Source organism: Pseudomonas sp. 1, from assembly GCF_056626735.1.
This window is the reverse complement of sequence record NZ_JBWXMQ010000007.1, coordinates 162,976-175,959: the sequence shown is the minus strand read 5'-3', so window position 1 is coordinate 175,959 and position 12,984 is coordinate 162,976. Positions and strand designations below refer to the sequence as shown.

Annotated in this window: 13 protein-coding genes; 6 read left to right on the top strand and 7 right to left on the bottom strand. The window is 62.7% G+C overall.

Annotated elements, in window-relative coordinates:
- Nucleotides 1–68: 68 nt before the first annotated feature.
- The 3 genes from AC1MDC_RS12845 to AC1MDC_RS12835 all read left to right on the top strand — a co-directional run bounded on the left by AC1MDC_RS12845 (nucleotide 69) and on the right by AC1MDC_RS12835 (nucleotide 3,791).
- Nucleotides 69–1,766 (top strand): FAD-dependent oxidoreductase, encoded by a 1,698-nt coding sequence (locus AC1MDC_RS12845; protein WP_480393099.1) that lies wholly within the window; start codon nucleotides 69–71, stop codon nucleotides 1,764–1,766.
- Nucleotides 1,767–1,949: 183 nt separating this feature from the next.
- On the top strand, nucleotides 1,950–2,837 hold the full coding sequence (ypfJ, locus tag AC1MDC_RS12840; protein ID WP_085697571.1) for a KPN_02809 family neutral zinc metallopeptidase: 888 nt from the start codon (nucleotides 1,950–1,952) through the stop codon (nucleotides 2,835–2,837).
- A complete protein-coding gene (locus AC1MDC_RS12835) occupies nucleotides 2,838–3,791 on the top strand; it encodes an alpha/beta hydrolase (RefSeq protein WP_480393098.1) in 954 nt (317 codons plus the stop codon).
- Between the two features lie 70 nt (nucleotides 3,792–3,861).
- Here the strand turns inward: AC1MDC_RS12835 and AC1MDC_RS12830 are convergent, their stop codons facing one another.
- From AC1MDC_RS12830 to AC1MDC_RS12820, 3 genes are all read right to left on the bottom strand, one after another.
- Nucleotides 3,862–4,455, bottom strand: a complete 594-nt coding sequence (locus AC1MDC_RS12830; protein ID WP_480393097.1) for an HAD family hydrolase — start codon at nucleotides 4,453–4,455, stop codon at nucleotides 3,862–3,864.
- Entirely contained in the window at nucleotides 4,452–5,321 is an 870-nt protein-coding gene (gene tesB, locus AC1MDC_RS12825) for an acyl-CoA thioesterase II (protein ID WP_039771793.1), read from the bottom strand. Before tesB ends, AC1MDC_RS12830 begins: the two co-directional genes overlap by 4 nt.
- Before the next feature lie 108 nt (nucleotides 5,322–5,429).
- Nucleotides 5,430–5,999, bottom strand: a complete 570-nt coding sequence (locus tag AC1MDC_RS12820) for a GNAT family N-acetyltransferase (RefSeq protein ID WP_227233607.1) — start codon at nucleotides 5,997–5,999, stop codon at nucleotides 5,430–5,432.
- 82 nt (nucleotides 6,000–6,081) lie between these two features.
- On the opposite strand from AC1MDC_RS12820, the gene AC1MDC_RS12815 reads away from it, so the two are divergent.
- Together AC1MDC_RS12815 and AC1MDC_RS12810 are read left to right on the top strand one after the other, a co-directional pair.
- Nucleotides 6,082–7,002, top strand: coding sequence for a histone deacetylase family protein (locus AC1MDC_RS12815; RefSeq protein WP_085703131.1), 921 nt, complete (start codon nucleotides 6,082–6,084; stop codon nucleotides 7,000–7,002).
- 280 nt (nucleotides 7,003–7,282) lie between these two features.
- Entirely contained in the window at nucleotides 7,283–8,524 is a 1,242-nt protein-coding gene (locus AC1MDC_RS12810; protein ID WP_480393096.1) for a TIGR03862 family flavoprotein, read from the top strand.
- A gap of 116 nt (nucleotides 8,525–8,640) precedes the next feature.
- On the opposite strand, the gene rhlE1 is transcribed toward AC1MDC_RS12810, so the two are convergent.
- Both rhlE1 and yedA read right to left on the bottom strand, forming a co-directional pair.
- Nucleotides 8,641–9,981: an RNA helicase RhlE1 gene (rhlE1, locus tag AC1MDC_RS12805; protein WP_480393095.1), complete on the bottom strand. Its 1,341-nt coding sequence runs from the start codon at nucleotides 9,979–9,981 to the stop codon at nucleotides 8,641–8,643.
- Between the two features lie 66 nt (nucleotides 9,982–10,047).
- Nucleotides 10,048–10,998, bottom strand: a complete 951-nt coding sequence (yedA, locus tag AC1MDC_RS12800; RefSeq protein ID WP_480393094.1) for a drug/metabolite exporter YedA — start codon at nucleotides 10,996–10,998, stop codon at nucleotides 10,048–10,050.
- A gap of 163 nt (nucleotides 10,999–11,161) precedes the next feature.
- Here yedA and AC1MDC_RS12795 point away from each other — a divergent pair, with 163 nt between their 5' ends.
- Nucleotides 11,162–11,614 (top strand): Lrp/AsnC family transcriptional regulator, encoded by a 453-nt coding sequence (locus AC1MDC_RS12795; protein WP_085703128.1) that lies wholly within the window; start codon nucleotides 11,162–11,164, stop codon nucleotides 11,612–11,614.
- 149 nt (nucleotides 11,615–11,763) lie between these two features.
- Here the strand turns inward: AC1MDC_RS12795 and AC1MDC_RS12790 are convergent, their stop codons facing one another.
- Together AC1MDC_RS12790 and AC1MDC_RS12785 are read right to left on the bottom strand one after the other, a co-directional pair.
- The gene (locus tag AC1MDC_RS12790; RefSeq protein ID WP_480393093.1) at nucleotides 11,764–12,369 is read right to left on the bottom strand and encodes a 3'-5' exonuclease; all 606 of its coding nucleotides are present in this window, start codon (nucleotides 12,367–12,369) and stop codon (nucleotides 11,764–11,766) included.
- A 40-nt stretch (nucleotides 12,370–12,409) separates the two neighbouring features.
- Nucleotides 12,410–12,889 (bottom strand): NYN domain-containing protein, encoded by a 480-nt coding sequence (locus tag AC1MDC_RS12785; RefSeq protein WP_007958730.1) that lies wholly within the window; start codon nucleotides 12,887–12,889, stop codon nucleotides 12,410–12,412.
- Nucleotides 12,890–12,984: the final 95 nt, after the last annotated feature.

Genomic DNA, 12,984 nt, shown 5'->3' with positions numbered 1-12,984 from the left:
GCTTCGCCCGCGCTGGTTATTTTCTGGAACCTGATTCTAAAAATAATTGATTACTGGAGCCTTTCCTGATGCCTGCCCTTCCCGATATCGACTGCGACGTTCTGGTGGTTGGCTCCGGCGCCGCCGGTTTGTCGGCCGCCGTGACCGCCGCCTGGCATGGCTTGAAGGTCATCGTGGTGGAAAAGGATCCGGTGTTCGGCGGCGCCACCGCGTGGTCTGGCGGCTGGGCGTGGGTGCCGTGCAATCCGCTGGCCCGTCGCGCCGGGATCGTGGAAGACGTGGAATTGCCGCGCACTTACCTACGCCACGAACTCGGCGAGCACTACGACCCGGCCATGATCGACGCCTTCCTTGAAGCCGGCCCACGCATGGTGGCGTTCTTCGAACAGCACACCGCGCTGCAATTCGCCGACGGCAACGCCATCGCCGACATCCACGGCGAAACTCCGGGCGCCGGTACCGGTGGACGTTCGGTAATTGCGGCACCCTATGACGGACGAAAGGCCGGACGCCTGCTCAAGCGTCTTCGTACAACGATGCGCGAAACTTCGTTCATGGGCATGCCGATCATGGCGGGGGCGGATCTGTCGGCGTTTCTCAATCTGACTCGCTCGTTGTCGGCGGCCTGGCACGTGACCCGACGCTTCACCCGCCATCTGCTGGACCTGGCGCTGCACGGCCGGGCGATGCAATTGGTCAACGGCGTGGCGCTGGTGGCGCGGCTGGCGAAATCCGCCGAAGACCTCGGCGTACTGCTGTGGGAATCGGCGCCGGTAACCGAACTGCTGCGCGACGAATCACGCATCACCGGCGCTCGTGTGAACACCGCGAAAGGCCCGGTCAATGTCCATACCCGCAAAGCCGTGGTGCTCGCCGCGGGCGGATTTGCCAATGACGTCGAGCGGCGCAAAGCGCTGTTTCCCCGCACGCCCACCGGCCATGAACATTGGGCGTTGCCTCCGCTGGCCGTCAATGGCGATGGCCTGCGACTGGGTGAAATCGCCGGAGGCCGGGTCAACACCGATGTGGCCTCACCAGTGGCCTGGGCGCCCGTCTCGCAAGTGCCGCATTCCGACGGCAGCATCGGCCATTTCCCACACATCATCGAACGCGGCAAACCGGGGATCATCGGCGTACTGCGCAACGGCCAGCGCTTCGTCAACGAAGCCAACGGCTATTACGACTATGTCAGCGCCATGGTCGCCGCCGCCCCCGAAGGTGAAGAGGTTGCGTCCTGGCTGATCTGCACCCGCGCCTTCCAGCGTCGCTACGGGCTCGGCATGTCTCGGCCGTTTCCGGTTCCGGTGTCAGGCTTTATCCGCAGCGGCTATCTGAAAACCGGAAATACCCTTGACGAATTGGCCACTGCTTGCGGCATCGATCCGGATGGATTACGCGCCACTCTCCATGACTACAACCACCATGCCCGTCACGGCGAAGATCCGCTGTTCGGTCGCGGTTCGACCCCGTACAACCGCAAACAGGGCGACCCGGCGCAAAAACCCAACCCGTGCGTGGCGCCAATCGAACAAGGCCCGTTCTACGCGGTGAAGGTGCAGCCGGGCTGCTTCGGCACCTTCGCCGGGCTCAAGGTCAATCCGCACGCGCAAGTGCTCGACGCCAATGACCTGCCTATCGCGGGGCTTTACGCGGCGGGTGGCGACATGGCCAGCATCATGGGCGGGCACTACCCGGCGGGCGGGATCAACCTCGGCCCGGCCCTGACTTTCGGTTACGTCGCAGCCCGGCACATGGCGGGCACCTGACCCGGCGAAAGAAAACCGCCGGCGAATTGAATTCCCGGCGCCCGCGCTCGTCAATAACAGGCCCGACCTCGTCACCTCGAGGCCGGGCCTTTGTGCGTGTGTGCGAATAGACGGACGACCGGACTGGCGCCACACTCACACACCAGCAACACTCATCACCACGATCAGACAGAGGATTCCCACATGCTATGGAAAAAAGGCCGACGCAGTGACAACGTCGTCGATGCCCGTGGCGATGACATGGGCGGTGGCGGCGGCATGCGCTTCGGCGGTGGCAAGGGGCTGAGCCTCGGGGCGATTCTGCTGATCGTCGGTATCGGCTGGATCACCGGGCAAGACCCGCTGCAGATCCTCGGCCAGCTCACCGGGCAGATGACCGAACAATCGGCCCCCACTTCGCAAACCCGTCAGGCACCGCCGGCCAACGATGAACAGGCCGAATTCGTGCGCTCGATCCTCGGCGACACCGAAGACACCTGGGGCGCGATCTTCCAGCAGGCTGGCCGGCAATATAAGGACCCGACTCTGGTGCTGTTCAGCAACCGGGTCAATTCCGCCTGTGGTCTGGCGACCTCGGCCACCGGCCCGTTCTATTGCCCGGCGGACCAGAAGGTCTATCTGGACATGACGTTCTTCCAAGAAATGGCCCAGCGCTTCAAGGCCGCCGGCGACTTCGCCCAGGCCTACGTGATCGCTCACGAAGTCGGACACCATGTGCAGACGCTTCTCGGCGTCTCGGCAAAAATTCAGACAGCCCGCCAGCAAGGTCGGCAGATGGAAGGTGACGGCGGTCTGCTGGTCCGTCAGGAATTGCAGGCCGATTGCCTGGCCGGAGTCTGGGCCTACAACGCTCAAAAGCGTTTGAACTGGCTGGAACCGGGCGACATCGAAGAGGCCTTGAACGCGGCGAACGCCATCGGTGATGATCGCCTGCAACAACAGGGTCAGGGCCGTGTGGTGCCGGACTCGTTTACTCACGGTACGTCGGCGCAAAGGGTGCGCTGGTTCAAAACCGGATTCGCCCAGGGCCAGGTCGGCCAGTGCGATACCTTTGCGGCGAAAAACCTGTAAATGCATAAATGGCTGTTGGCTTTACTGTTCATCGGCGGCACCGCCCAAGCGGCCGGCGTCGACGCAATCAGTCCCGGGCGCCTGCAATTGCAGGCCGGCGAAATGGCGGTGGGCATCGGCCCGGCGCCGGCCAAAATCGAGCGCGTGCTGATCGTCATTCATGGCCGTCTGCGCAACGCCGAGACCTATCGCAAAAGCGGTGAAATCGCGGCGGAACTGGCCGGGCAAACCGCCAACACCCTGGTAATCGCCCCGCAGTTTCTCAACGAAAGCGATGTGTCGCTCTACTCGTTACCCGCCAGCGTGCTGCGCTGGCAAGGCAACGACTGGATGGGCGGCGGATTATCCACAGGGCCGAACCCGCTGAGTTCCTACGCTGCACTGGACGAAATCGTCGGGCGGCTGAGCGATCGCAAGCAGTTTCCGGACGTGAAGCAGATCGTGATCTTCGGTCATTCCGGTGGCGCGCAGGTGGTGCAGCGTTATGCACTGCTGGCCCAGGAACAACCGGCGCTGAAGACCGAAGGCATTCGCTTGCGCTACGTGGTCGCCAACCCGTCGTCGTACGCCTACTTCAATGAGCAGCGCCCGGTGGCCTTCGATCATGCGAAGTGTCCGGGTTTCAACCGCTGGAAGTACGGTCTGATGGATCCGCCGATCTATTCGGGTGGGCAAACGCCCGCGCAGCTTGAAGGCCGTTACGTCAAACGCGAGGTGATTTATCTGCTGGGCCAGCAGGACACCGACCCGCAACACCCGGCGCTGGACAAAAGCTGCGCCGCTAAAGCCCAGGGGGCTTATCGACTGGAGCGCGGCAAGCTGTTTTTCGGTTACTTGCTGCGTCGTCACCCTGAAGGGGTCAATCAGCGCCTGATCGAAGTGCCCGGCGTCGGGCATGACGGCAACGGCATGCTGACCTCGCCGGAAGGCCAGAAAGCCCTATTCGAACAATAAGTCTGGTGTGGCTTGATCTGGCCCCATCGCCGGCAAGCCAGCGATGGGACCCGCTCCGACAATCCATGAATCAAGCGAACAACATCCGCCGCAACTCGACACAATCCTTCGCATGCCAGTCCGTCAACTCCGGCCACGGATTGTCCGGCAGGTTCACCAGCACCGTGTGGGTGCCCGCCGCCCGGCCGCAATCAAGATCAAACCGGTAATCACCGACCATCACCATCTCGCTCGCCGACACTTGCCAGGCCTCGGCGAGTTTCAGCAGGCCACCCGGATGCGGTTTCGGCGGTGCTTCATCGCGGCCCAGCACATCCTCCACCGCGAAGCAGTCCGCGAGGCCGATGGCCTCCAGCGTCACATGGGCCAGCTCCCGCGCATTGCGGGTCAGGACGCCGAGACGATAACCGCGCGCGTGCAGGTCGCGCACCAGTTCCACCGCACCGTCTGCCGGGGTCGAGCCGAGCGCCAGATCGCGCTCATGCTCCAGGAGCCAAGCGTGTTTCGCCGCCGCTTCCTCGGCGGGCAGCGCCGCGAGGTGGGTGAGGATGTCGTCCTCCGGCGGGATCGAAAGCGCCGCGCGGATCGCCGCGAAGTCGTGCACGGCGACGGTCAGGGTGCCGTCCATGTCGAACACCCAGTGCCGCACATCCGACAGGTTCATGCCCAGTCCTTGCGATGACGGATCAGGCCTTCCTGCGTCACCGATGCCACCAGTTGCCCGGCGCGGTTGAACACGCTGCCACGGGAGAACCCGCGAGAGTTGCCGGCCCACGGGCTGTCCATGGCGTAGAGCAACCAGTCATCGGCACGCAGATCATTGTGGAACCACAGCGCGTGGTCGAGGCTGGCGACCTGCATGTCTTTCTGCCAGACCGATTTGCCGTGGGGCAGCATCGAGGTGGTCAGCAGACCGAAGTCCGAGGCATAAGCCAGCAAATATTTGTGCAGCGCCGGGATGTCGGCCAATGCGCCGTCGGCACGGAACCACACGTATTTGATCGGATCCGCCGGTTGCGGGTTGTACGGATCTTTTTCGGTGACCGGGCGCACTTCGATCGGTTTCGGGCACAGCAGCTTTTCGCGCATGTGCTCCGGGATCAGGTGCGCGCGTTGCTGGGTCAGTTCCAGCTCCGACGGCAGGTTTTCCGGGCCGACCACTTGCGGCATCTGGCTCTGGTGTTCAAAACCTTCTTCGTCGTACTGGAACGACGCGCTGCAGGTGAAAATCGGGTGGCCCTTCTGGATCGCGGTCACCCGGCGGGTGCTGAAACTGCCGCCGTCACGCACGCGGTCAACCGAGTAGACCACCGGCAACTTGGCATCGCCCGGACGCAGGAAATAACCGTGCATCGAATGCACATGACGCGCTTCTTCAACGGTCTGACTGGCCGCCGACAGCGACTGGCCGAGCACCTGGCCGCCGAACAACTGGCGAAAGCCCAGATCCTGGCTGCGACCACGGAACAGATTTTCCTCGATCGGTTCGAGGGTCAGCAGATCCACCAGATCTTCCAACACTTGGCTCATTCAGACTCTCCTCACACAAAGCAATGCCGCGCAGTCTTGGCTGCGGCGGGGATTCAGGTTCTGGCCCGGCCCCTCAGGGTGCCGGCCATTGTAAACGTCCGCGCCTGCTTATCCATGCAAGGTTTCCAGCCACTGCTCCCTCGTGATGCGGTACAACACATGCCGCCGTAACGGGTGACCGTCCGCGAGACGCGGGTGGTCGAAATCATCCTGCGGGGCGTGGTGCATGCCGATCGCCTGCATGACTTTCTGCGACGGCAGATTGGTCTCGCTGGTGAACGACACCACCTCATCCAGCGCCACCCGGTCAAAGCCGCAACGCAGAGCGGTCCAGGCCGCTTCGCTGGCATAACCCAGGCCCCAGTGTTCCTTGGCCAGGCGCCAGCCGATTTCCACCGCCGGGGTGAACGGCGCATCAAAGCCGACCACGCCGAGCCCGGTAAAACCGATGAACTCGCCGCTGTCCTTGCGCTGCAGCGCCCACAGGCCATAACCGTGTTCGGCAAAATGCCCGCGCACCCGACCGATCAGCGCGGCGCTTTCCAGCCGGCTCAAGGGCGCGGGGAAGTAGCGCATCACCTGCGGGTCGGCGCACATCGCCGCAAACGCCGGCAAATCCTCGTCCTGCCATTGACGCATCAGCAGCCTTGCGCTTTCCAGCTCCAGTATCGGTTCCATCCTGCCCCTCCGCTTGATGCCGCCAGTCTACATCGCTGTTAGGCTTTGCACTCTTTCCTGCAGCCTCTATGAATAGTCCACCATGCCGTTGCCGCTGATCTACCACGAAGACTACAGCCCGGAATTTCCGGCGGATCACCGCTTCCCCATGGACAAGTTCCGCCTGCTGCGCGATCACCTGGTGGACAGCGGCCTCACCCGCGATGAAGACCTGCTGCGCCCTGAACTGTGCCCGGCCGACATTCTCGCCCTGGCCCATGACCGCAGTTATATCGAACGCTACATGAGCGGCGAGTTGTCTCGCGAGGACCAGCGGCGCCTCGGCCTGCCATGGAACGAAGCCCTGGCCCGACGCACGGTGCGGGCCGTCGGCGGTTCGATTCTGGCGGCCGAGAAAGCGCTGGAACATGGTCTGGCCTGTCACCTGGCCGGCGGCACCCATCACGCCCATTACGACTACCCCGCCGGCTTCTGCATCTTCAATGACCTGGCGATCATCAGCCACTACCTGCTGCAAAGCGGCCGGGTGAACCGGGTGCTGATCTTCGACTGCGACGTGCATCAGGGCGACGGCACTGCGCGGATTCTGCACGACACCCCGGAAGCGATCACCGTTTCCCTGCATTGCGAAAAGAACTTTCCTGCACGCAAGGCCGAAAGCGACTGGGACATTCCGCTGCCCAACGGCATGGGCGACGCCGATTACCTGAAAGTGGTCGACGATGCGCTCAACTACCTGCTGCCGCTGTATCAGCCGGATCTGGTGCTGTATGACGCCGGCGTCGACGTGCACAAGGACGACGCCCTCGGTTACCTGCAACTGACCGACGAAGGCGTTGCCGCCCGCGATGAAAGCGTGATGCGCCATTGCCTGGGCCGCGACATTCCGGTGGTCGGAGTGATCGGCGGCGGTTACAGCAAGGATCGCCACGCCCTGGCCCGCCGCCACGGCATCCTGCATCACAGTGCGCAGCGCGTCTGGCAGTCATCGGGTTGTCATTGAGTTGTGCTGCGTTACCCACAATGGCTGTGGAACGGCCTGTGGATAACCTGAGCGAAAGGGACTACAGCCCAAGCTGAACATGGCCTGCAGCGCGCTGGTTGTTTTTTGATCAGGCCTTTCGATCATCACAAATCCCTGTGGGAGCGAGCTTGCTCGCGATGGCGTCAGTACATTCAACATTTAACTGAATGACTCACCGCTTTCGCGAGCAAGCTCGCTCCCACCCGGTTTCTGCGCTGTTAGAATGCGCGCCATATTTCGTCAGACCGCAGCGCACGCCATGACCCAGATTCACGCCACCTATCCCGCTCACGTCGCCATCATCGGCGGTGGTCCCGCCGGCCTGATGGCCGCCGAAGTGCTGAGCCAGGCCGGAGTCCGCGTCGACCTGTACGACGGCATGCCCTCGGTAGGCCGCAAGTTCCTGCTGGCCGGGGTCGGCGGCATGAACATCACCCATTCCGAAGCCTGGCCGGCCTTCCTCTCGCGCTACGCCGAACGCGCCCCGAACATCGCCCCGCTGCTGCGCGCATTCGACGCCGATGCGCTGTGCCGGTGGATTCACGAACTGGGCATCGAAACCTTTATCGGCAGCTCCGGCCGGGTGTTCCCCACCGACATGAAAGCCGCGCCATTGTTGCGCGCCTGGCTCAAGCGCCTGCGCGACAGCGGCGTGGTTATCCACACCCGCCACCGCTGGCTCGGCTGGGATGAAAACGGCGCGTTGCGCATCGACAGCCCGGAAGGCGAGAAAACCCTCACCCCCGACGCCACCCTGCTCGCTCTCGGCGGCGGCAGTTGGTCGCGACTGGGCTCCGACGGCGCGTGGATGCTGGCGCTGGAGCAACGCGGCGTAGGACTGGCGCCATTGCAGCCAAGCAATTGTGGCTTCGAGGTGCAGGCCTGGAGCGAAGTGATGGTCAGCAAATTCGCCGGCGCACCGCTGAAAAATATCGCCATCGGTTTGAACGATGATGTTCCTCGCCTTGGCGAATGCGTGATTACCGCGACCGGCATCGAAGGCAGTCTGATCTATGCGCTGTCGGCACCGATTCGTGAGGCGATCAATGTGCACGGAGCAGCGACTGTTCACATCGACCTGCTGCCCGGCCGGCCTGTGGATAAATTGCAGGCGGCGTTGAGCAAACCACGGGGTTCGCGCTCGATGGCCAAGCATCTGCACAGTCAGGTCGGAATTGATGGGGTGAAAGCGGCGTTGTTGCGCGAGCTCACTGATGCTGCGACGTTTGCCGATCCGGCACTGTTGGCCAAGGCGATCAAGGCGTTGCCGCTGACGCTGGTGAAAACCCGACCGCTGGACGAGGCGATCAGCAGTGCTGGTGGCGTGACATTCGAGGCAATGGATGAGCGCTTGATGCTCAAGGCGTTGCCGGGGGTGTTTTGTGCGGGGGAAATGCTGGATTGGGAAGCGCCGACTGGGGGGTATCTGCTGACGGCGTGTTTTGCCAGTGGCCGGGCGGCGGGGTTTGGGATGGCGCAGTGGTTGCAGCGAAAAGGTTAAAACCGAGGCGCTGCTTTCGCGAGCAGGCTCGCTCCCACAAGTGATCTCCATACCACTGAAGCTCAATGTGGGAGCGAGCTTGCTCGCGAAGGCGGCCTTACAACCGCCGACTCAAATCAAGGCTTACGCTTGCGCGGCCCGGTATTGAACACCGGCACCTTGCGCACAGGCTTGATCGAAGGCTCCGGCGCCTGAGTCTCGCCGCTGTCCACCCACTTGCCCAGATTGCGCTTGCCACCGCCGCCACTGGAAGCTTTCGGCTTCTTCGGTTTTTTCGGCTTCTTGATCACCTGGCCACTGGCATCGGTGTCCGGCACACGGTGCTCGGGCACGAAATCCGGCTCGACCTCACGCTTCAACGTACTGCGGGTCAGCATCTCGATCGCCGACAACATGTTCACTTCATCGGCACACACCAGCGAAATCGCCTGACCGGTCGAACCCGCGCGGCCAGTGCGGCCGATACGGTGAATGTAATCCTCGGCAACGATCGGCAGATCGAAGTTGACCACCAATGGCAGGTCTTCGATATCCAGACCACGGGCCGCCACGTCGGTGGCCACCAGAATCTGCACTTCGCTCATTTTGAAACGGTCCAGCGCCCGCTGCCGGGTCGCCTGCGGCTTGTCGCCGTGGATGCCGTCGGCGTTAACGCCCAGACCTTGAAGTTTTTCGACCAACGCATCCACACCGTTGCGAGTCTTGGCGAACACCAGCACCTGCTTCCACTTGTTCTTGCGCATCAGGTGCACGAACAGTTCCGGCTTGCGCTTCTTGTCCACCGTGACAATCCACTGCTTGACGGTATTGGCGGCCACGTTGCGCGGGCTGACTTCAATGCTCAGCGGATCGTTGAGCATCTGCCCGGCCAGCAGGCGGATGTCATCGGAGAAGGTCGCGGAGAACAGCAGCGTCTGACGTTTTTTCGGCAACGCGCGGTAAATGTTCGCCAGCTCTTCGGAAAAGCCCAGGTCGAGCATGCGGTCGGCTTCGTCCAGCACCAGGGTTTGCAACTGGTTGAACTTGAGCGCGTTCTGACGGAACAGGTCGAGCAGACGGCCCGGAGTGGCGACCAGCAGATCGACGCCGCCGCGCAGCTTCATCATCTGCGGGTTGATGCTGACGCCGCCGTACACCGCATAAGTGCGCAATGGCAGGTTTTCAGCGTACTGGCGCACGGCTTCGTGGACTTGTTCAGCCAGTTCGCGGGTCGGCACCAAAATCAGCGCGCGAACCGAGTTGGCAGCGACTTTCGGCCCTTCCATCGCCAGCAATTGCAGCAGCGGCAAGGCAAAACCGGCGGTCTTGCCGGTCCCGGTCTGGGCCGCGGCCATCAGGTCGCGACCGGCCAGCACCGCCGGAATGGCTTGCGCCTGCACCGGCGTCGGGGTCTGGTAGCCGAGCTTCTCGAGGGAGCGCAGCAAGGGTTCGATCAGGCCAAGGTTGGCGAAAGTCATGGGAGTACCGTAGGAAAAATCAGAGCAGATTGTGCAAAACGAGTATGCGATGGCGCGCAGTTTACCCTAATTCCCACGCTGCTCCGTCGCTATGACCTTCGCTGCGCCAGCCGGCTCGCTGACCACCGGCAACTGCCGAGGACGCCGCCACTGCGGCAGACCGATCAGCACCACCGCGCCGATGATCACCAGCATCGCCAGCGCCTCTTCGATGCCGATGGTCTCGCCGACAAACACGATCCCCAGCAACACCGCCACCGCCGGGTTCACATAGGCATAACTGGTGGCCGCCGCCGGGCGAACGTTTTTCAACAGATACATGTAGGCGTTGAAGGCGATGATCGAGCCGAAGAAGATCAGGTACGCCAGCGCCAGCCAGCCTTCCAGCGGCGGCATGGCTTGCAGGTGTTCGCCACTGGCCGCGCTGCCGATCAGCAGCACAGCACCGCCCACCAGCATTTCCACGGCACTGGCCATCGCGCCCTGGGGCAATGGCAGGTGTTTGCTCCACACCGAGCCGAACGCCCAGCTCGCCGCGGCAAAAATCAGCAGCGCCGCGCCCAGCGGGCTCGATTGCAGGTTGGAGCCCATGTTGAGCATCGCGATGCCGATAATCCCCATCGCCACCCCGGCCCATTCCAGACGGGTGTTGCGCGCACCCCAGAAATAACCGCAGAGCAAAGTGAACAGCGGCACCGTCGCCACCGCCAGCGCAGCAACACCCGATGCCACGCCGCTGTGTTCGGCCAGCGTCACCGCGCCGTTACCGAAACTCAGCAACAGAATCCCGATGATCCCCGCCGCTTTCCACTGCGCCCAGGTCGGCGCCGGTGCCCCGCGCCAGCGCAGGAAGGCGTACATCAGAGTGCCGGCAATCACGAAGCGCACGCCGCCGAGCATCAGCGGCGGCCAGTATTCGACACCGATGCGGATCACCAGATAGGTCGATCCCCAAATCACGTACAACGCAAAAAACGCAGCGATCAAGGGCAGGGAAAAACGGCGCAGGGCAGACATGGGCAGCTCGAAAGTCAGACTCAGTGGATTGGTTATTCTAGAAAGGCCAACCGCTAAAAATAAGTTACAAAACCTGTTTATAGCGCCGGTACACTTTTGAAAACACGGAGATCGACGGCCGAAACCGCGATTTCGAAAGTCTGCCATTTTCAGGAGTCCGACCTTGGACAAATACGACCGCATGCTGCTCAGCGCCCTGCTCGAAAACGGTCGCGCGTCCTACGCCGACCTCGCCCGCAAAGTGAACCTCTCCGCCCCCGCCGTCGCCGAGCGCGTGGCCAAACTCGAGGCCAGCGGCGTCATCACCGGCTACTCGGCCAAAGTCGACATGGCCAGGCTCGGCCTGCCGATCCAGTGCGTCATCGAACTGCGCCTGAACCAGCACGGCAATCCAAAGGTGTACGAGGAGCTGATCAGCATCCCGCAACTCACCGAATGCCACCGCGTCACCGGCGACCCGTGCGTGATCATGCAGGCCGCCGTGGGCTCGATGACCGAGCTGGAAGAGCTGATCAACCGGGTGGCGAAATTCGGGTTCAGCAAGACGTCGATCGTGTTGTCGAGTGCGATAGAGAAGCGGGTGCCGCTGGGGCATATCGAGGGCAACGGAAAGTAACCTTCCCGTCCCGCTCGTTCCCACGCTCTGCGTGGGAATGCCTCAACGGACGCTCTGCGTTCGGCTTTGGAAGGGACGCGGAGCGTCCCGGGCTGCATTCCCACGCGGAGCGTGGGAACGATCAACAGGGAAATGTGTTTGCCTGAAAATCAGCGATAGCGCTGGAGGTGTTCGCCGACTTTAGCGGCCGGCACTTTCTGCAATTTGCACAGCAGGTCGTGCGATAGCTCCCGCACGCCGTGCTTGTGCCGCAACTCATCCGCCAGATGCGCCAGCAAGTTCGCCGCCATCTCCGCATCCGCCATCGCCCGGTGCGCCTGGCCGGTGTGCGGCAATTGGGCAAACGTGGTGAGCGTGCCGAGCTTGTGGTTCGGCGCCGCCGGCATCAGACGACGGGCCAGCAGCAGCGAGCAGGCGAAGTTCTGCAAACGGGTGCGTTTGATCCGGCCCAGTTCGAAGTCCCAGAACTTCTGGTCGAACGCGGCGTTGTGCGCCAGCAAGGGGGTGCAGCCGACGAATTCGTTGACTTCGTTCATCACCCGCTCGGCCGACGGCGCGGTGCGCAGCATGGCGTTGCTGATGCCGGTGAGTTGTTCGATGAAGGCCGGGACGCGCACGCCGGCGTTCATCAGGCTCTGGTAACGCTCGACGATGCGGCCGTTTTCCAGCATGACCACGGCGATTTCCGTGGCCCGGCAACTGCTGCTCGGCGAGATGCCGGTGGTTTCAAAGTCGATGACTGCAATGCGTTCCAAACCGGGTGGTACTCCGTCCAGATCAATTCTTGAGCAGGGCTCAGTTTTTCAACAGCAGCGCGCCTTCGATCGGCACGTAACGGCTGGCGGCGCGGATCAGCGAGTTGGCGGTCAGGCCGGGAACGCCGTAGGCCACCGCTTGCACGCCGTGTTTGTTGATGATGCGTTCGAGCAGCATGTCGAAATCGCCGTCACCGGAGGCCAGGACGATTTCGTCGACGTGGTCGGCGGCGTCCATGATGTCGAGGGTGATGCCCACGTCCCAGTCACCCTTGGCCGAGCCGTCGCTGCGCTGGATGTAGGGTTTGAGTTTCACGGTGAAACCGAGGTTGCGCAGGATCTGCTGGAACTGCTGCTGTTTGCTGTCGCCCCGGTCGATGGCATAGGCGTAGGCCTCGACGATCTGCCCGTGCTGGCTGACATCCGCCCACAGCGCCGCGTAGTTGAAGTGGCAACCGTAGGCCTGGCGGACGGTGTAGTAGAGGTTCTGCACATCGGCGAACACTGCGATTTTTTTCACCGGAGTTCCTGTGAGCGCTGACGCGCATGAGCCGGATCAGGCACCAGGCCCGAAAAAGACGCCCAGTATGCCAGCCCGAAGGAAGGTTCCGCGAA